This window comes from Cellulophaga baltica 18 (genome assembly GCF_000468615.2).
Taxonomy (GTDB): Bacteria; Bacteroidota; Bacteroidia; order Flavobacteriales; family Flavobacteriaceae; genus Cellulophaga; species Cellulophaga baltica.
In genome coordinates, this window is the sequence record NZ_CP009976.1 from 194,533 (window position 1) to 214,539 (window position 20,007).

A 20,007-nucleotide genomic window follows, 5' to 3' on the forward strand; every position below is an offset into this window, starting at 1 on the left:
TTTTTTATAAGAGTCCCCAAGACCATAATTTATCCGAATCTTCAAACCAACGATCACCTATATCTGTACGATAATAACAATTGTTTATAATGACCGTGTTAATACGATTATACATCATTTTTTGCGCATCTTTCATCGTCAAACCAGTTCCTGTTACTAACAAGGCTATCCCAGTATTTCCTGTAATGAGCCACTGATCGTTAACAATTTTTAAATGCATGGGATGTATCCCTTCCAAACTATCCTTTTTCAAAATTACTACCGCATCTTTTGAAAATAACTCAAAGGTTTTTTTATCCTCATACGGAAATGGTGGTACGACTACAAAAGCACCAACTTGGAAACCCTTTTTTACTTGGAGTTGAAATTTATGTCCAGAAGCTACTTTATATAACAGCTCACCAATGGGCTCTGTTATTCCTGCGCGTTGAATAAAAATTTGCGGAAAACCAAAACGAGAAGTAAACTCTAATGGGTAAATGCCATGTCCGTTTACAATACAGTTTAAATCTATATGTCCAAAAAAATTGTTTTTGGCAAATATCGCTTCCATTTTCCTAAGCGTTTTATCAAAAATTGGAGAATCTTTGACCCAAAACATACTACTCCCCATTTCTCCTGTTGATACTCCCAGCTCCTTAGGGAATAATTTTTTATGCTCGAAGGTGATGTTTATCGGCGTTAAAAATTCAATACCATTAAAAAAAGCAGAAACAGATATCTCTACTCCCTTTACTTTTCGCTGCAGTTGAAAGGTACCAAAATCATCTCCCCAAGATTTCTCGTAAGCTTTCAATACCCGAACTACATCTTGCCCAGAGTCATCATTACCCACAAAAAGCAATTGCTTTAACTCTTGTGTTTCACCAGATGGTTTTATGACATAGGCATTAGGATTCCCTTCCACAAACTTTATAGCCTCTTTGAAAGTCTCAAACTCTTTAAAAGGTAGAATATTAATCTTATGTCTTTTAAGCTCTTCTTGTCCAAAATTACGGTCTAGTTCTAAGGCGTCTGTATATTCCGTACCTCCAAAAACCAATTTACCTTGCGCACGTAATTCTTGACATACTTTTCCGTTTCCGGTATAATCAAAAATTAGTACATCTGCCCAATCAACATGCTTTTTCCAGTCCTGTACTTTCTTTACAAAACCGTATCCAATTTCTTTAGACGCTTTGTCTTCTATGTAGAATTTTACTTCATTACCTTCTTGTAAGGTAGCATAAGCAATATCTAATGATTCTCCCCAGCGAGAGATAAATAAAAAATTCTTTTTAACCTGAATTATTTTTCGCAATTTATTATGCTGTTTAGGTATGTGATAAGAGGGTATAACCAAAAAGGCTATACCCTCTTATCTATATATTTAATTTTTCTTTATTAGTTTTAAATCTGTAATCGTTAAAACTTCATACGTCTCGTTTTCTTCATCTAAAAACTCCTCAGATGTATAGGTAACTTCAAATTCGGTCCCTATTAATTTTCTATCGGCCATGTTGTATTTAGAACTAGCTGCATCTTCTATTTCTTTAAAAGCATAGGTGTTAAAATCTTCTTCTGATGAGAAATAATACACACCGTCATCTACACCTTCATAGGTTGCCGTAACGGTTAAAGTATCTTGATTTGTTTTTAGAAAAGAGGTTATTAATAGTAAAATGGAAATTGCTGCTATTTTCATATTTGTTATTGTTAATTAATTAGCATTATTTTTTTTGGTTGAATTAATAGACACTTACCCTTCATACCTGGTATGCCAGTGGTAATAATAACAGCTTTCTATGCTTTGCTCGTAATGGGTTTTAATAATAAAATACGAATAGTACGTTCATTTTTCACAGTCAAAAAATGAAACTCTTTAATAGATCCGAAGTAAGAAATCTGGCCTAATAATCGGTCTTCCAAACTATGGAATGCTTTTGAGAATGATTTCAAAATACTCAAAAACCCGAAATAAATATTTTTCTTCAAGGTGCCCTCCCTATTAGGGTAAACACAAAAATTATAGTACAAATGAAGTAAAAAAACAAACATGTTTTTCAAATATTTTCAAGAATATTTCATGCTTAAAAATACCGTAACTTTGCTACAAAAAAAGGGCTTTTGTATACAATTATAGATATTGAAACTACAGGAAATGGCATTGAAGGCAATAAAATTACAGAGATTTCTATTTTCAAATATGACGGATATGATGTCATAGATGAATTTACAACGCTTGTAAATCCAGAAGCCGAAATTCCATACTTTATTACGGGCCTCACAGGCATCGATAATAATATGGTGCGTAATGCCCCTAAATTTGCTGAAGTTGCTGATAAAATTTTAGAAATTACGAAGGAAACCATCTTCGTTGCACACAATGTAAATTTTGATTACAATATCATAAAACACGAGTTTAAATCTATTGGGGTAGACTTTATTCGTAAAAAACTGTGCACCGTACGTTTGTCTAGAAAACTAATCCCAGGGTATAATAGCTACAGTTTAGGGAAATTATGTGCTGCCTTAGAGATACCACTTACAGATAGACATAGGGCTAGAGGTGATGCCGAAGCAACCACTATTTTATTTGAAAAATTACTACGAGCGGAGGATGCTGACGAGGTATTTAAGTCGTTTTTAAATGCACGTTCTCAGGAAGCTACATTACCGCCAGGCTTGCCAAAATCTGATTTTGATAAGTTACCTAATGAACCTGGTATTTACTTTTTTAAAAATGCCAAGGGTAAAATTATATATGTAGGGAAAGCTATAGATATAAAGAAAAGAGTGCTCAGCCATTTCTATGATAAATCTACTAAAGAGATTACGTTATGTCAAAATACCTCTGCCCTAGATTTTGAACTTTCAGGGAGTGAACTATTGGCATTGTTGATGGAATCTGATGCAATCAAACAGCACTATCCCGAATACAATAGAGCGCAGAAAAAAAAGATTCAACCTTTTGGAATATTTACGTATGAAGACCGTAACGGAGTAATGCATTTAGCTTGGAACACCCTGAAAATGGCTCCTAATGCTTTTCATATTTTATACTCAAAAACAGATTGCAGAAGTTTTTTACAGGAGCTTTGCAAAACCTACAAACTATGTCCTAAATTCTGCCATTTACAAGAAAATGTAACAGCATGTTCACATTATGATATCTTAGAGTGCGAAGGCATCTGCAGAGATACAGAGCCTATTGAAGCGTACAATACCAAAGTTAAAACTGCCATAAACGATATCCAGTCTAAAAATGTAAACTTTATCATTAGAGAAAAAGGAAGAACCCTAGATGAGTCTGGAGTCATCCTTATTCAAGATAATACCTATATGGGATATGGCTTTGTAGAAAATGAGATAGCGATTGAAAATATTGACGACCTAACACCGTTTATCACTCCTCAAAAAAATACTTTTGAAACAGAACGATTAATAGCCAATTATGTAATCAAAAATGAAGGTAATATTTATAGTGTGGCTACAAAATAACCCGCTATTATTTTTTCTTTTCACTATTGATAAATGCAATAATAATTAAAACTAGAGAAATGCATACGGCAGCAAAAATTCCGATCATGACAATTCCGTTGTTCCAGTTTACTAAAGATATGGCTAGCTTATTCATAATTTATTAGGTTTATTTAGCGTGTAAAATTAGTGCTACGCCCAACCAATAAAAATGATAAAAATCATAAAAGAGATAAAAAAAAGACCATCAACAAATTGCTGATGGTCTTTTTATAAAATTCTATTTTTTCTATAATGTTGTTGGGCAAACATACTCTGTTACTTCCGCTCCATCTGCTTTTAAGGCTGCAAAACCACCTGCTACATCTATTAAATTATGAATTCCTCTACTCTTTAATATAGATGCTGCAATAACCGACCTGTATCCTCCTGCACAGTGCACAAAGAATGTTTCTTTTTCAGGAAATTCTGCTAGATAATCATTTAAAGAACTTAAAGGCGTGTTTTCTGCACTTTTCACATGCTCTGATAAAAATTCTGTCTCTTTACGTACATCAAATACAGGAGTATGTTTTGCTGCTATAGTCTTCACGGCTTCAGAAGCTGGCACAGATGTAATCGTGTCATAATCTTTAGCTGCTTTCTTCCAAGCATCAAAACCACCTTTTAAGAAACCTATAGTCCCATCAAAACCAACACGAGATAACCTAGTAATAGCCTCTTCCTCTTTGCCTTCTGGAGTTACAAGCAATAAAGATTGATCTACATCTGCAATCAATGCACCTACCCATGGAGCAAAATCACCATTTAATCCAATAAAGATTGAACGTGGTATGTGTCCTTTTACAAAATCATTTTGATGACGAACATCCAGTACTATAGCACCCGTTTCATTCGCCGCTACTTCAAAAGCATCTGGAGTTAAGGCTGTGGTTCCTCGTTCTAGAACCTCATCAAAATCCTCATAACCCTCTTTGTTCATTTTCACATTTAGAGGAAAATATTTTGGTGGCGGTAAAAGTCCGTCTGTCACTTCTTTAATAAATTCTTCTCGCGTCATATCTGCACGAAGAGCATAATTCATTTTCTTCTGATTCCCTAAGGTATCTACCGTTTCCTTCATCATGTTCTTACCACATGCAGATCCTGCACCATGGGCAGGATATACAATAACGTCATCTGCCAAAGGCATAATCTTATTACGTAAACTATCAAACAGCGTTCCTGCCAACTGTTCCTGTGTCATATCTGCTGCTTTTTGGGCTAAATCTGGTCTACCCACATCTCCTAAAAACAAGGTGTCTCCAGAGAAAATAGCATGGTCTTTTCCATTTTCATCTTTCAGTAAAAATGTAGAACTCTCCATAGTATGTCCTGGGGTATGTAACACCTTAATAGTGATATCTCCTACTGTAAACTCCTGACCATCGGTAGCAATGATAGCATCAAAAGATGGGTTTGCATTAGGTCCGTAAATAATTGCAGCCCCTGTTTCTTTTGCTAAAGTAACATGACCGCTAACAAAATCTGCATGAAAATGAGTTTCAAAAATGTACTTTATTTTCGCCTTATCATTCGCTGCCCTTTTTATATAAGGACCTACTTCTCTTAGTGGGTCAATAATAGCAACTTCTCCTTTACTTTCAATATAGTAAGCGCCCTGTGCTAAGCATCCGGTATATATTTGTTCTATCTTCATATCTCTATTATTTTATTTTGATAAGTATTACCATTTGAAATTTAATGAATACCTAATCAATATTTATTAATTTATCTACTACTTCTTACTTCAAAAGTACATAAACTTATATACGTAGTCAGTAACATTAGTTACACTTTAAACTGATTTTGATACGCTACTCGCCCCTTTAAGCTAGAGACAGAGCTGGGGTCATCAAAACACGCCACGGCTTCTTTAATCTTTACAAATAAAAATTCTTTATGCAGCTCATTGATAATTCCACTATTAAAAATAATGTCTCTGGTAGGCCCTATAGCGCCAGCAATATAGAATTGCATATTTCTATCGTGAATCTCCCTTATTACTTTTGTCAAAGCTTGTGCTCCTGTAGAATCAATATAATTAATTGCCTCTGCATTTAGAATTACTCCTTTTAATTTAATGCCTTTTTTATCAATTTCTTTAAATAATTGGTTCTTAAAAAAACCTACATTTCCAAAGTATAATTGTGCGTCAAAACGAACAATAAGCAAGTCTTCTCTATTGATTACCTCATCCGCAAACCGTGTAATATTTTTATAATAGTCTGTATCCTTTATATTTCCCAGAACAGCAAAATGCGGATTTGAAGTTCTATATACCATCAATAAAAGAGAACTTAATACACCTATTAAAATTCCTTGGGGAATACCAATAAAAAGGGTTACAAAAAAGGTGATTAACAATACTACAAATTCATCTTTTCGTTTGCGCCATAATTGTTTAGCATACGCTACATCTATCAAACCAATTACAGAAACCATAATTATACTTGCTAGAGCAGCCTTAGGTAAATAATAAAATACGGGGGTTAGAAAAAGTAAGGTTCCTATAACCATAACAACACTGAACAAGGCCGATAAATTGGTCTTTGCTCCTGCTTCACCGTTAATTGCAGATCTTGAAAAACTAGCTGTAGAGGAGTAGGATTGAAAAAATGATCCTACAATATTCCCTAAGCCTAGGGCTACCAATTCTTGGTTGGCAACTATAGTTTCTTCTCCTGATTTTTCTTCCAGTGCTTTCCCTATAGAAATAGTCTCTAAATATCCTACTAATGCCAAGGTTAAAGCTATGGGCCACAGGCTTAATACATTTTCCAAAGCTATTGTTGGCAGCGAAAAAATAGGCAGCCCAGTAGGAATTTCGCCTACTACATGAACACCGTACTGCTCTAGATTAAAAGCGTACACAGCTAAAATACCTAGAATTACTACAATTAAAATTGCTGGAATTTTTTTATTAATTTTTTTAAATACTAAAATGATTATAATCCCTGATAGGCCAATAGCGAAATCATACAAATTTGATTCTCCGAATTTATTAAGTGCATTGATTACTAATTGATGAAACATTTTACTACTTTCTATTGGCGCTCCTAATAAGTGCTTTAACTGACTAAAGATAATCACAAAAGCAGCCGCCGAAGTAAAACCACTAATAACAGGTCGTGACAAAAAATTTACCAAAAAACCCATTTTTAGCACCCCTAATAAAAACTGAATAACTCCTACCATAAAAGCCAATAGGATGGCCATGGCTACATAATTTTCTATACCAATAATGCTTAAGGCTCCTAAACCAGCTGCTACCAAAAGAGAATCCATAGCTACCGGACCCACAGACACTTGCCGTGAAGTACCAAAAACCATATACATTAACACCGGAAAAAGTGCAGCATACAAACCATATACAGGTGGTAAACCTGCAATCATAGCATAAGCCATACCCTGTGGAACCAAAATGATTCCTACGGTAAGACCTGCTATTAAATCTTTAGAAAGGTTGCGCTTATCATAGGTAGGCAACCACTTCAATATCGGAATGTATTTTTGCATTCGTCAAATTTATACTTAATTTTTAGTTCTCTAAGTAACCTAGGTTACCCATGAAATACATATATTCAAATATTTAATTAGAAACAGAAATTGTCATTTTGTAAATGGCATCTTCCGAACCAAGTATGGAAAAGCCCTCCGCAAGATGCTCCTGTTTCACGGCATACGGATAAAAAGTTATGGGTTCAATACACACCATATTTTTTACTTCTGTCCATAACATAAAATTCCCAAAACCTTCTGTCTTTATATGTATGGTATTTTTGTCTTTTAGGGCAATCTCTTTGCACTGCGCCACCTGTAAGGCTCTACTCCCTACAGCTAAAACATCTTCTAGACTTATTTCCTTTGTCCCCACATGGATGGTTGGAGTAGCGGTTACTAGGTTAAAAGCAGGATGATACCCTAGCATATACGGCATACCTGAAACTCCTGAGATTACAAAACGCACTTCTAAACCTTCTTCCGAAAGTGTTATAATTTTTCTAAAGGTAAAATCATACGGCCATTGCAAGAATTCCTCCGTTGATTTTTCTGGGTATTTAGAATTCTGAATCAAAGTTCCTGCCTTGTATGTTTTTTCAAATGTGGCATCGGTTATAGTTCCTGAAACTTCTTGATACTTCATTTCACGAAGCAAACCATGTTGATCTTGGACAGCCGGTCCTTTTGGTGTATCTACTCTAAAATTAGCATCTGCCGTAGGTCCGATGACAGGAAACATTTCTGTATCTGCATTACGCCATCCTGGACTCCCTTTTTGATGAATATATTCTTGGCCCGCTACTTGATAACTTACCAATTCTCCTGCATCAATGTGTACCGTTTGGTTCTTATAAGAAAGTGTTGTCATAATTTTATTGATGTATTAATCTATAAATTAAAATTGCCGTTCTTTTCGTTAATGCCTCTATCGTATTTAGATTAACCGTTTCTTCTGGGGTATGTGCACCAGTACCCATAGTTCCTAAACCATCTAATGCATCTACATACGCAGCAACAAAAGAAGTATCTGCTGCACCTCTTTTACCTGGATCATAAGCGATAACTTCTCCTTGGTTTAAATCTAGACTTACTTGATTTAATTGTTTTAAAAGATTTAAATTACCAGCTGTAGGTCCCATCGCAGGATAGCTGTCTTCAAAAGATATTGTGGCAGAAGTATTGGGTAAATTATTCGCAACAATCTCACGCATTTTATTCCTAGCATTTTCTTTTTGCTCTTCAGACATAAATCGGAGTCCCCCTTTCACGAGTGCCGTTTGTGCCACCACATTGGTTTTGCCAAAAGCACTTCCTTTTCCTGTCTTTGTATCATAATCAATAAATGTACCTCCTAATAAAACTCCAGGATTAAAAGTCAAATACTCCGCTCCTTTTACATCTTCATAGAAACTGTTAAGAATTCTAGACATTTCAAAAATAGCACCAGCCCCCGTAGTTTCATTAAATATTCCGGAAGAATGAGCTCTTTTTCCCGTAACCTCAACTTCCCAACTAGAAGAACCACGGCGAGCAACCGTTGCATAGTTAAATCCTGTAGAAGTTTCAAACCCTAAAGCAATATCACTTTCTTTTGCTGCAACTACTAAATCTTTTCTACTAATAGTCAAAGGCTTTCCTGTACTCTCTTCATCACCCGTGAAAGCAGCAATTATTTGGGCATTTTTTAATAATCCGTTATCATGCAAAGCTTTTAAAGCATACAGAATTATAACATTTCCCCCTTTCATATCATTCCCTCCAGGAGCATGTGCAACACTATCATTAATCATTTCAAACTTTTGGAATGGACTATCTTTTTCAAAAACAGTATCTAAGTGACCTATTAATAAAAGTTTTTTACCTTTTTTCCCTGAAGTTTCAGCAAACAGATGACCTGCTCTATTTAATTCCGCCGGCATTTCTATCCAATTCGTTTTGAAGTTAATAGCATCAAAGGCATCTTTAAAGACAATACCTACTTCTTTTACTCCTTCAAGATTTAAAGTTCCGCTATTTATATTGACTACTTTTTCTAAAAATTGCTTTGCTTCTGCATTATTTCTTTCAACACTGGCTATTATATTTTTTTCAGTTTTGGATAATTTCTGAGAAAATCCATTTAATGAAAGTGCTAGTAAACAAAGGAAGATGTAATGTTTTTTCATAGCGTTATTTTAAAAATTAATTAATCAAACTTAATAGCCTTCACTGGGGTAATTTTTGTAATGATATAGGAAGGTATAATTAGCATTAATAAGCATAAAATCATCACTCCTATATTTAATGCCACAATAGCCGTAACACTTATATGTACCGGAATGTACTCTATATAATATTCTTTAGGGTTTGGAAACTTAAACATTCTATACTTGTCCTGTGCCCAAATTATTCCTAAGCCAATAAAATTTCCTAAGAATAATCCAATACTAATGAGATAAGCAGCATTGTATAAAAATATTTTTCGAACGCTCCAATCATTGGCACCTAATGCTTTTAAAATACCGATCATTGTGGTACGCTCTAAGATTAGCACCAACAAAGCCGTAATCATATTAATACCCCCTACCAAAATCATAATTCCGATGATCAATGCCGTATTAAAGTCAAAAAGGTCTAACCATTGAAATATGAAGCTAAATTTATCTTTTATTGTAGTTGTTTGCAGTAGCGAAAAAGTTTTTCCACTTATTTCTAAACTTTTTTCATCAATAGCATCAAAATCGTCTATAAAGATTTCAAAATTTCCAATTTGATTATCTTCCCATTTATTCATACGCTGAATATGGCGAATATCCATAAATACATAGGTAGCATCAAACTCTTCAAAACCACTATCATAAATACCTACAATGGTAGATTTTTGCTGATTAGGCATTTTAGAAGGGTCATTATCTCGTAAAAAGATAGACATGAACGTGTCTCCTAATTTTAACTTTAGCTTATTAGACAATAATCTAGAAATTAGGACCTCATCACTACGATCCTCCAAAAAATTAGGAACCCTACCCGCTACTATGAATTCTTCAAAAACGCTCCAATTATAATCTTGACCTACACCTTTGGCCAAAATACCTTCTACAGTCTCTTCTGTACGTACAATTCCGCCTTTACTAGCGACTGCCTGAACATGCTGTATACCTGAAACATTTTTAAATTCCGGATAGAAATCTTGCTCTAAGTAAATAGGAGACACAGAAACATCTGATCTGTTATTATCAAAAGTGCTAATCTGAATATGCCCATTAAAAGCGGCTATTTTTTCTCTAATCTTTTTTTTGAGTCCGCCACCAGTTGCTATGGCAATTAACATCATTACAATACTTATTGTAATTGCTGCTATTGCTATTTTTATTATCGGAGCCGAAATACTATTTTTATGCCCTTTACCAGACGAAAGTCGTTTTGCAATAAAATATTCTAAATTCAATTTATGATGCTTTTTCCTTGTCTCAAAAATACATTTTTATTATTGGTTTTAGTGATTTCTTCTTGTGGAAAGACAAAGAAGACGACAATTAATACTGAAGAAAGCCTAAATATAAAAGCGCTAAAAGCCATAGATACGCCCTTAGTTATCGCTGCTAATAAAACAGCTACCTATTTACCCCTACTAAAAGGCAAAAAAATAGCAATCGTTGCCAACCAGACTAGTGTAATTTTTAACACTACGGGCTACACACATATCATAGACTCCTTAACCACCTTAAATGTTTCTATTGCGAAGGTTTTTGCTCCTGAACACGGATTTAGAGGTGTTGTAGATGCTGGGGAGCACGTAAAAGATGGGTTGGATAAAAAAACGGGACTGCCCCTTGTTTCACTCTATGGAAAAAATAGAAAACCTTCCAAAGAACAATTGAAGGATATTGATTTAGTATTATTTGATATTCAAGATGTTGGCGTTAGATTCTACACGTATATTGCCACACTACAACTTGTTATGGAAGCTTGTGCAGAACAAAATATTCCTGTACTTGTCTTAGATAGACCAAACCCGAATGCACATTATGTAGACGGACCAACGATGGAATCTGAACACACTAGTTTCCTAGGAATGACCCAAATACCTTTGGTGTACGGGATGACTATTGGCGAGTATGCTCAAATGATAAATGAAGAGGGTTGGTTAGCCGATGGAGTGAAGGCCAACTTAACCGTAGTACCAATGGATCATTATAATCATGAATACTTTTACAGCTTACCTATTAGACCTTCTCCTAATTTACCCAATGACCTATCCATAAAATTATATCCAAGCTTAGGGCTTTTTGAAGGTACCAATGTCAATGCCGGTCGTGGTACCGAATTTCAGTTTCAACGTTACGGAGCTCCTTTTCTAGACCAGTCTCATTATAGCTTCTCCTACACTCCCATTGCTAATTTTGGTGCTAAATACCCAAAACACAAAGGTGAAGTTTGTTATGGAACAGACTTAACAAAAATAAACACCTCTAAATTAAAGAGCGTAGATCTTCAATGGATTATTGATGCTTATACCCACACGAAAGATACGAGTGTATTCTTTTTAACCAGCGGGTTTACAAAACATGCCGGAACGGAGAAGCTGCAAAAACAAATTGAAGTCGGAATGAACGCTGCTGAAATAAGAGAAACTTGGCAAACCGATATAGTGAACTTCAAGAAAATTAGAGCTAAACACCTATTATATCAATAGCCTTTTTGTGAAAAATAAAATAAATTGCGCTGAATGCACTTCTATGAATATTACTAAAGCCACAACGGAAGACAGTAGGTTACTCTCTGAAATTGGAAAAGAAGCATTTTTACAAGCTCATGGTAAAAGCGCTCCAGAAAAAGATATAGAAGCTTTTACTGCTAAATATTATACGGAAACTGCGTTTTATAAGGAACTAAATAATCCCGACAACATTTATTATTTAATCTATAGCAATGACCATTTAGCTGGGTATTCTAAAATTGCGTTTAACCAAACACACCCAAATATTTCCGAAAAAAATATTACCAAATTAGATAGGATTTATCTTTTACAAGAGTTTCATGGTCAAAATTTAGGAACTGCATTGTTTAATCATAATGTAGCGCTGTCTAAAAAAGAAAACCAATTAGGTATATGGCTTTATGTATGGACCGAAAATGAGAAAGCCCTTCGGTTCTATAAAAAAAGCGGATTTAAAATTGTTGGATCTCATGACTATCAAATTTCTGAAACGCATACCAACCCCAATTACATTCTATTTCTAAAATATTAAATTACTCGTTTACGGTGGTTGGCTTTCTATTTTTATGAAAAGGTTGTTTTAAGAGTAATCGTATCGTTCTATTTTCTGTTTCATCAGGAAATGTATCTACTCCATACACGATAGCTTCCCGATCATAGGTCATAAAAGTGCCAAATATGCGATCCCAAATAGAAAATATATTTCCGTAATTAGCATCTGTATATGGCAACATATAATGATGGTGTACCTTATGCATGTCTGGCGATACCAAAACCCAACTCAAGACCTTATCCGCTTTTTTAGGTAATTTAATATTTGCATGGGTAAATTGCGTAGCTATCAATGAAACAGACTGATACAACATCACAATACCAATTGGCGCGCCAACTAACACAACACCAAACAATGTGAATGCAAAGCGTATAATACTTTCAAAAGGGTGATGTCTGTTTGCTGTAGTGGCATCTACATAATGATCTGTATGATGCACTAAATGTATCCTCCACAACCATTTTATTTTATGCTCTGTATAATGCGCTAAGTACGCACCAAAAAAATCTAATAATAACAAACCTAAAAGCACAAACGCCCAGTAAGGTAAAGGCAACCAATTAATAATTCCAAAATTAGCTTCTACCGTCTAATCACTAGTTTTTAATAACAGAAAGGCTAAGGCAAAATTTATGAGTACCGTTGTTCCTGTAAAGAACAGATTTGGTAAGGCATGCTTCCATTTTCTATACTTAAAAAACACCAAGGGGATAGCTCCTTCCAACAGCCAAAAAAAAGAGATCCCACCTACTAAAAGGAAGGATCGATGTAAAGAAGGTATTGTTTCAAAGTAATGTATTAATGCTTCCTTCTGTTTAAATATATAAAATTAAACCGAAAAGAACGCTAACATACACTTAGCCAATACGTTTCTTCATTTCTTCTACTATATTATATGCCGCTGGGCAAATGGCTACATTTTTGATCGTCAAATTACTTATTTGCTGAAACTTTTTACGATCCGTATGCGGGAATTCTCTGCAAGCTTTTGGGCGTACATCATAGATAGAACAATAATTATCCGTTCCTAAAAAAGTACACGGCACCTGTTGCAACACATAATCATTCTCATCATCTATGCGCAAATATTGATCTATAAATTGTTGTGGTTTTTGTCTAAAATGCTTTGAAATACGCTCAACATCTGCGTTTGTAAATAACGGCCCCGTTGTTTTGCAGCAGTTAGCACACTCCAAACAATCTGTGCGTTCAAATTCGTTTTCATGCAATTCTTGCATGAGATAATCCAAATTTTTTGGTGTTTTCTTCTTTAGCTTAGCAAAGAATTTCTTATTCTCATTCTGCTTATCCTTTGCCAGCTTAGGGAGTTGCGCTATAAATTCTTTCATTATTTTAACATGCTTAAAGCTGTTTCATACAAATCTCTACTCCAACCTTCAGAAACCTTTCCAATCTCAGTTGCTAGTACCTGCTGTTTCTCTACAATTGTTTTACCAGTTTCAGAACCATAAAAGTCATTCACTTCTTTTTTCTGGTCTTCTGTCAATTTCTCTCCATCTGCAACTAACTGCTTACCTGCTTCTGACTTGTAGAAGGCATTCATTTTTTTTATTTCTTCGTGTGTAAAGTTCTTTACATACACAGGCTCTAACAGGCTCAATATTTCACTAACATGTTTTTCCTTGTTGGCTTCTAAATAATCCCAACCTGTTGCATTTTCTGTTGTCTTCGGGAATTGATTGCCTAACATTTTTAACAATTCATCATACGCATAATTGTACTGCTTTGCTGTTCCATTACTCTTTAAATAGGTCATTACATCTTCTTGAAAAGTTGCTTCTTGTCCGCAACTAGATAATGTAATTAGTAAGAATAATGCCGAAATATTTTTTAATAGTTTCATCTGGTCGTGTTTTATTTTTGTTAATGGGTTAAAATGCTGAATTTTGCCGCAAATTACAAATTAAATGCAAACTGATATTTTAGGCGCAGCAGTTTTAGATTTTCAAAAAGGAAACTATACTACCGATATAAAAACCTACTCCTCTTTAGAGGAAGAAGATATAATCCCCATTCCTTATTTATTTCGTTCGTATGCAGAAATGCCTCCCTTAGAAAAAAAAGCATTACAACTAGCAAAAGGTACTATTTTAGATATCGGTTGTGGAGCAGGAAGTCATAGTTTGTATTTGCAAGAAACCGGAAAAAATGTTACTGCTCTAGACAGTTCTAAAGGTGCTATTGAAGTATGCAAGGCTAGAGGAATTACAAAAACAGTCTGTATAAATCTTTATGACTTTAAAGATCAAAAATTTGACACCCTTCTTCTTTTAATGAATGGTATTGGTTTGGCAGGGAAACTAAATCACATAAATAAATTTCTAACCCAATTAAAATCATTCTTAAACCCTGGCGGGCAAATACTTCTAGATTCAAGTGATATCTTATATATGTTTGATCCCGATGAAGATGGCGGATATTGGATTCCCGATGTTGAATACTACGGAGAAGTCTCTTTCGAAATGGAATATCAATCTAAAAAAAGTGAATCTTTTAATTGGTTATACTTAGACTACAACACGCTACAAAGAGCTGCAGTAGCTAATAATTTAGAATGTGAGCTTGTAAAAGAAGGCGAACATTTTGATTATTTAGCCAAACTTACCTTAAAACAACAATAGTTTTTTCGTAAATACGTTATTTTAGTTGATCTATGATCTAATTTGATACATGACGTTATGAAAAAAAGTTTCCCCGTTGTTCTTTTATTAGCCTTACTGGTATTTGTTAATTGCTCTAAAAGCACGAGTACAGACACCGAAAGTTCTGGATCAACAGACCCAAATGTAACTATAAATAAAGTTCCTAATTTACAAGGCACCGGAGACTCCGCAAATGATTTCTTATCCAACGCAAATTTTGATAAGCTTTTAATAGAAATAGGGTATGTAACAGGTTTTAAACCTGACGAAACAGCTATTGATGATTTTATCGAATTTATCAAGGAAACTACGTTCAAAGAAACCGTTGAAATTCAATACTTAGAATTAAGTTCTTCAGGAAAAGAAAATTTATCGATAAATGAGGTAGATGAAATTATCCAAGAAGAAAGAACAGCCTACAATACAGACGATACTTTAGCACTTTTTATTTATTTTTCTGATGCTCCTTCTGATGAAGATGAGCCTGAAGAAGATTTGGTGACTTTAGGTGCTGCCTTTAGAAATACCTCATTGGTAATTTATGAATCTACGATTATAGACTTAGCCAACAAATCATTCCGTGTAGATGTGGCTACTGTAGAAACAGCTACCTTACATCATGAATTAGGACACTTACTTGGACTTGTAAATATTGGTACCGAAATGGTGAACGATCATGAAGGAACTTTTACGAATGAAGATGGTGTAGAAACTCCTAGTCAACATTGCAACCAAGATGGCTGTTTAATGCGTGCAGAATTAGAGTTTGGAGCCGCTATGAAAGAAGCCATAACTGCTAAAAACGGACAAGTACCTGAATTGGATGTTGAATGCTTGCGTGATCTAAAAGCTAACGGCGGAAGATAATTTAACGCCTCTTTTTAGCTGTTTTAGGATCCCCTAACAATTAGAAATTAAGGTATATTTAAATACTTATGGGTTTGTAAGGATACTTTCCATTTCGGATTTTTCATTACATAATCTACGATAAGTGGCACCATTTTGTCACGCACACTCCATTCTGGTTGTAAATATAAAATACAATCCTTATTGGTTTTTGCGGCTTGTTCTTCTGCAAAAATAAAGTCGTGCTTATTAAAAATGATCATTTTTAATTCATGGGCTTCATCATAGATTCTTCCTTCCGGTAATTTATTTTTCTTAGGTGATAGGCAAATCCAATCCCACTCACCAGAAAGCGGATACGCCCCAGAAGTTTCAATATGTGTTTGAAGATTTCTAGCTTTTAACCCTTTTGTTAAAGGCCCCATATCCCAGGTTAGTGGTTCCCCACCTGTAATTACAATAGTGTCAGAATATTTTGCTGCATTAGAAATAATGGTGTCTGTTGCTGTTGGAGGATGTGTATCTGCATTCCAGCTTTCTTTTACATCACACCAGTGGCATCCCACGTCACAACCACCTACTCGAATAAAATAAGCCGCAGTACCTTTATGGAAACCCTCTCCTTGGATCGTATAAAACTCTTCCATTAGCGGCAACATTTCTCCTTTATTGACCAATGTCAAAACATCATTTTCTACCATGCTGCAAAGATACATTTTACTTATGAGTCTATCGCATAACAATTAAATTTGTCCTTACAAAAATCTAAGCGAGATTACATTTTTAAAGTTGCCTAAAAAACCCTTATTTTTATACAAAATTAACTTCAATGAGTACCAAAGACGAATTCCTCTCCTACATAGAAGAAGGCTATAAAACAAAAGGTGATTTTATTACTATGGGATCTGCTATTTTAGAAGGCGAAACCGTAACAAATGCCTTTGTTAAAATACCTTTGAAAACATTAAACAGACATGGTTTAATTGCAGGAGCAACAGGTACAGGAAAAACCAAAACACTACAGGTTCTTGCCGAAAATCTTTCTGAAAAAGGGATTCCTGTAATGCTGATGGATTTAAAAGGTGATTTAAGTGGTATTGCGCAACCAAGTCCCGGACATGCCAAGATTGATGAACGCCATGCTAAAATTGGCATTCCGTTTGAAGCTAAGGGTTTCCCTGTAGAAATTTTATCACTCTCGGAGCAAGATGGCGTAAAACTACGAGCGACAGTTTCTGAGTTTGGACCTATTTTACTTTCCCGAATTTTAGATTTATCTGAAACGCAAGAAGGTATTGTTGCGGTAATTTTTAAATACTGTGATGATAATAAATTACCTCTTTTAGATTTAAAAGACTTTAAAAAAGTACTACAATACGCTACCGATGGCGGAAAAGAAGAATTCAAAGAAAATTACGGGCGCATTAGCACTAGTTCTACAGGTACTATTCTTAGAAAAGTAATTGAATTAGAGCAACAAGGAGCCGAACTTTTCTTTGGAGAAAAATCTTTTGATGTCAATGATTTAACACGCCTTGATGAAAACGGAAACGGCTACATCAATATATTACGTTTAACTGATATTCAAGATCGTCCTAAGTTATTCTCTACATTTATGCTGAGTTTACTTGCGGAGATCTACAGTACTTTTCCTGAACAAGGAGATAGTGATAAGCCAGAATTAGTGTTGTTTATAGACGAAGCACATTTAATTTTTGATGAAGCTTCAAAAGCGCTTATTGATCAAATAGAGAACATTGTAAAACTTATTCGTTCAAAAGGAATTGGTGTCTATTTTGTTACTCAAAACCCTACCGATGTTCCTAATGATGTTTTGGCGCAATTAGGTTTAAAAGTACAACATGCATTACGTGCCTTTACTGCTAGAGATAGAAAATCAATTAAACTTACTGCCGAGAATTACCCTGATTCTGAGTATTACGATACTAAAGAGGTGTTAACGTCTTTAGGTATTGGCGAAGCGTTAATTTCTGCACTAGATGAAAAAGGAAGACCTACACCATTAGCAGCCACTATGCTTAGAGCCCCCATGAGTAGAATGGATGTTTTGACGGAAAGTGAATTAAGTACGCTGATTAAAAAATCTAAGCTGGTTAAAAAATATGAAGATATTATAGACCGAGAAAGTGCCTATGAACTTCTAAATGAAAAAATAGAAAAAGCAGAAGCGCAAGCAGAAAAGGAGAAAGAAAAACCAAAGACCACAAAATCTTCTTCTAGAAGCAGAACGAGTACACGACAAAACCCTATTATAAAAGTGTTAACCAGTGCTACCTTTATTCGTGGAGTTTTAGGTGTGTTAAAAAAAGTAATGCGTTAAAAAAATCATTTAAAAACTAAACTACCGAATGAAAAAAATATTATTTGTTGCCCTTGCCGCAACTTCTTTACTATTCTTAAACTGTGAATCTGCTAATAAAAAATTTAATATCAGTACCGGTGTTATTGGCCAACTTACAAAAGATACCAAGGTAATTGACCTAGAAACCATTTATGCTGAAGATTCTATAGTTGCTGAAAATGGTATTCCTAATTTAAATTTACAAGTAGGATTTAAAAATGAAGTTTTGAATGACACCAATACGGATACTACACGCATTATAAAATCTAATTTTATCTATAATAAGATTGATATCTACGAAAAAGGAGGCAAACAATTATTGAGCCTTACTCCTACCAGAGATAGTGTGCCAAAAATAGAAAATATTAGAATTTATGACCCGCGCTATATTACTGATAAAGGCATTTCTATGACCAGCACCTTTAAGGATATTAAAGACAAATACGCTATTAAAAAAATAATAACCTCGATGAATAATGTGGTAATTTTATTGAAAGATACGGGGTTATATTTCACCATAGATAAGCAAGAATTACCTTCTAGCCTTAGATATGATTCTAGCGTAAATATCGAAGAAGTACAGATTCCAGATGCTGCAAAAATCAAATATATGATGCTTGCTTGGGAATAAATTTTAACTATTGTTTACCCTTAACCCAATGAAGAAATATACCATTCAGAAATCGCCTTTTATAGTTCCTACAACCGATGGCAAAACCATAGAAGAGCATTTTGGCAAGGCTAGCACTCACGATGACCAAGTTAGTATTGCTCATATGATTGCACCACCAGGTTGGAGTGAACCTTTTCAAACTCCAGAGTTTGATGAGTACACGTATATTATTAAAGGGAAAAAACAATTTACGATTGCTGATGAAACTATCATATTAGAAGCTGGGCAATCTATAAAAATAGAAAAGAATACGCGCGTACAATACGCTAATCCTTTTGATGAGGAATGTGAATATTTGGCCGTATGCTTACCTGCTTTTGATTTTACAAAAGTTCATAGAGAAGATGCCTGATGAAAAAAATACTCAATAAATACATTCCTTTGTTTTACGGAAGCTATTTTAACTCTTTAGCGTTGGTCTCTAAAGAAAAAGCGGCGCAGAAAGCATTTGATCTTTTTTGCACCCCTAGGAGTGGCAAAGTAAAACCGCACCAGAAAGAGTTTCTTGACAAGGCTAAAAATAACATTCTTACAGTAGATAAGATTCAGTTACAAACCTACAAATGGACAGGCACTAAAGGAACCGTACTTCTTCTGCACGGTTGGGAAAGTAATGTTTTTAGATGGCGCAATTTAATTGATGATTTGAAAAAAGAAGACTATACCATTATTGCATTTGATGCTCCTGGTCATGGGAATTCTTCTGGTCACATATTTAATGTTCCGCTGTATAACAAATGTGCAGAAAAAATTATTGAGACATACCTTCCTAAATATATCATAGGGCATTCTGTTGGTGGTATGACCAGCCTGTATAACCAATATAAAAACCCAATAAATTCTATTGAAAAGGTCATCTCTTTAGGTGCACCTTCAGAATTATCAGAAATAATGGCTAATTACCAAAAGATTTTGAAATTTAACGCCAAAGTTTTAACTGGTATTAACGAGTTATTTATACGAGAATTTAAATTTACAATCAATGATTTTTCTGTATCACGAATGGCCAAGGACATTTCTAAAAAGGGACTTCTAATACACGATAAGTTTGATAAAATAGCACCTTACCACTCTTCTGAACGCGTACATAAAAATTGGAAGGAGAGTCAGCTTATCACTACAGAAGGTTTAGGACACTCTTTGCATCAAGAAGTGGTAAATAAAGAAATTATTGCATTTTTAAAGTCACAATAAAAGATAATTTTTAAA

At 34.6% G+C, this 20,007-nt stretch carries 20 protein-coding genes and 1 pseudogene; 9 read left to right on the top strand and 12 right to left on the bottom strand.

What is annotated here, in order from left to right; translation table 11 throughout:
• Positions 1-4: 4 nt before the first annotated feature.
• Both M666_RS00680 and M666_RS00685 read right to left on the bottom strand, forming a co-directional pair.
• Positions 5-1,300 (bottom strand): phosphoribosylamine--glycine ligase, encoded by a 1,296-nt coding sequence (locus M666_RS00680; protein WP_029445382.1) that lies wholly within the window; start codon positions 1,298-1,300, stop codon positions 5-7.
• A gap of 69 nt (positions 1,301-1,369) precedes the next feature.
• Complete coding sequence (locus M666_RS00685) at positions 1,370-1,684, bottom strand: hypothetical protein (protein ID WP_029445381.1); 315 nt, start codon at positions 1,682-1,684, stop codon at positions 1,370-1,372.
• Positions 1,685-2,106: 422 nt separating this feature from the next.
• Here M666_RS00685 and M666_RS00695 point away from each other — a divergent pair, with 422 nt between their 5' ends.
• Complete coding sequence (locus M666_RS00695; protein WP_029445379.1) at positions 2,107-3,480, top strand: exonuclease domain-containing protein; 1,374 nt, start codon at positions 2,107-2,109, stop codon at positions 3,478-3,480.
• Between the two features lie 7 nt (positions 3,481-3,487).
• Here the strand turns inward: M666_RS00695 and M666_RS20785 are convergent, their stop codons facing one another.
• The 6 genes from M666_RS20785 to M666_RS00720 all read right to left on the bottom strand — a co-directional run bounded on the left by M666_RS20785 (position 3,488) and on the right by M666_RS00720 (position 10,429).
• Positions 3,488-3,616, bottom strand: coding sequence for a hypothetical protein (locus M666_RS20785; protein WP_255352118.1), 129 nt, complete (start codon positions 3,614-3,616; stop codon positions 3,488-3,490).
• Between the two features lie 132 nt (positions 3,617-3,748).
• Positions 3,749-5,158 carry an MBL fold metallo-hydrolase gene (locus tag M666_RS00700; protein WP_025614064.1) on the bottom strand — a complete coding sequence of 470 codons (1,410 nt, stop codon included), beginning with the start codon at positions 5,156-5,158 and terminating at the stop codon, positions 3,749-3,751.
• A 131-nt stretch (positions 5,159-5,289) separates the two neighbouring features.
• Positions 5,290-7,017 carry a SulP family inorganic anion transporter gene (locus tag M666_RS00705; protein ID WP_029445378.1) on the bottom strand — a complete coding sequence of 576 codons (1,728 nt, stop codon included), beginning with the start codon at positions 7,015-7,017 and terminating at the stop codon, positions 5,290-5,292.
• 73 nt (positions 7,018-7,090) lie between these two features.
• Positions 7,091-7,870: an aldose epimerase family protein gene (locus tag M666_RS00710; protein ID WP_029445377.1), complete on the bottom strand. Its 780-nt coding sequence runs from the start codon at positions 7,868-7,870 to the stop codon at positions 7,091-7,093.
• A gap of 4 nt (positions 7,871-7,874) precedes the next feature.
• The gene (locus M666_RS00715; protein WP_029445376.1) at positions 7,875-9,167 is read right to left on the bottom strand and encodes a M20/M25/M40 family metallo-hydrolase; all 1,293 of its coding nucleotides are present in this window, start codon (positions 9,165-9,167) and stop codon (positions 7,875-7,877) included.
• Between the two features lie 20 nt (positions 9,168-9,187).
• Complete coding sequence (locus M666_RS00720) at positions 9,188-10,429, bottom strand: ABC transporter permease (protein WP_029445375.1); 1,242 nt, start codon at positions 10,427-10,429, stop codon at positions 9,188-9,190.
• A gap of 3 nt (positions 10,430-10,432) precedes the next feature.
• Here M666_RS00720 and M666_RS00725 point away from each other — a divergent pair, with 3 nt between their 5' ends.
• Positions 10,433-11,677: an exo-beta-N-acetylmuramidase NamZ family protein gene (locus tag M666_RS00725; protein ID WP_029445374.1), complete on the top strand. Its 1,245-nt coding sequence runs from the start codon at positions 10,433-10,435 to the stop codon at positions 11,675-11,677.
• Between the two features lie 43 nt (positions 11,678-11,720).
• Positions 11,721-12,233, top strand: a complete 513-nt coding sequence (locus M666_RS00730) for a GNAT family N-acetyltransferase (RefSeq protein WP_029445373.1) — start codon at positions 11,721-11,723, stop codon at positions 12,231-12,233.
• A gap of 1 nt (position 12,234) precedes the next feature.
• Here M666_RS00730 and M666_RS00735 read toward each other — a convergent pair.
• The 3 genes and pseudogenes from M666_RS00735 to M666_RS00745 form a co-directional block, all read right to left on the bottom strand.
• A pseudogene (locus M666_RS00735) lies at positions 12,235-13,077 on the bottom strand (sterol desaturase family protein).
• A gap of 34 nt (positions 13,078-13,111) precedes the next feature.
• The gene (locus M666_RS00740; protein WP_025614053.1) at positions 13,112-13,603 is read right to left on the bottom strand and encodes a YkgJ family cysteine cluster protein; all 492 of its coding nucleotides are present in this window, start codon (positions 13,601-13,603) and stop codon (positions 13,112-13,114) included.
• Positions 13,603-14,118, bottom strand: coding sequence for a DUF2059 domain-containing protein (locus M666_RS00745; RefSeq protein ID WP_029445372.1), 516 nt, complete (start codon positions 14,116-14,118; stop codon positions 13,603-13,605). The genes M666_RS00740 and M666_RS00745 overlap by 1 nt, the downstream gene beginning before the upstream one ends.
• A 64-nt stretch (positions 14,119-14,182) precedes the next feature.
• Between M666_RS00745 and M666_RS00750 the strand changes: the two genes are divergently transcribed.
• Positions 14,183-14,896, top strand: coding sequence for a class I SAM-dependent methyltransferase (locus tag M666_RS00750; RefSeq protein WP_029445371.1), 714 nt, complete (start codon positions 14,183-14,185; stop codon positions 14,894-14,896).
• Between the two features lie 57 nt (positions 14,897-14,953).
• On the top strand, positions 14,954-15,784 hold the full coding sequence (locus tag M666_RS00755) for a hypothetical protein (protein WP_024479398.1): 831 nt from the start codon (positions 14,954-14,956) through the stop codon (positions 15,782-15,784).
• A 47-nt stretch (positions 15,785-15,831) separates the two neighbouring features.
• Here the strand turns inward: M666_RS00755 and M666_RS00760 are convergent, their stop codons facing one another.
• Entirely contained in the window at positions 15,832-16,464 is a 633-nt protein-coding gene (locus M666_RS00760; protein WP_024479397.1) for a 7-carboxy-7-deazaguanine synthase QueE, read from the bottom strand.
• A gap of 128 nt (positions 16,465-16,592) precedes the next feature.
• Here M666_RS00760 and M666_RS00765 point away from each other — a divergent pair, with 128 nt between their 5' ends.
• The 4 genes from M666_RS00765 to M666_RS00780 are packed head-to-tail and all read left to right on the top strand — an operon-like array spanning position 16,593 to position 19,992.
• A complete protein-coding gene (locus M666_RS00765) occupies positions 16,593-18,104 on the top strand; it encodes a helicase HerA-like domain-containing protein (protein WP_029445370.1) in 1,512 nt (503 codons plus the stop codon).
• Positions 18,105-18,132: 28 nt separating this feature from the next.
• Complete coding sequence (locus M666_RS00770; RefSeq protein ID WP_029445369.1) at positions 18,133-18,756, top strand: hypothetical protein; 624 nt, start codon at positions 18,133-18,135, stop codon at positions 18,754-18,756.
• A gap of 28 nt (positions 18,757-18,784) precedes the next feature.
• A complete protein-coding gene (locus M666_RS00775) occupies positions 18,785-19,150 on the top strand; it encodes a cupin domain-containing protein (protein ID WP_029445368.1) in 366 nt (121 codons plus the stop codon).
• Positions 19,150-19,992 (top strand): alpha/beta fold hydrolase, encoded by an 843-nt coding sequence (locus M666_RS00780; protein ID WP_029445367.1) that lies wholly within the window; start codon positions 19,150-19,152, stop codon positions 19,990-19,992. Before M666_RS00775 ends, M666_RS00780 begins: the two co-directional genes overlap by 1 nt.
• The last annotated feature ends 15 nt before the right edge of the window (positions 19,993-20,007 follow it).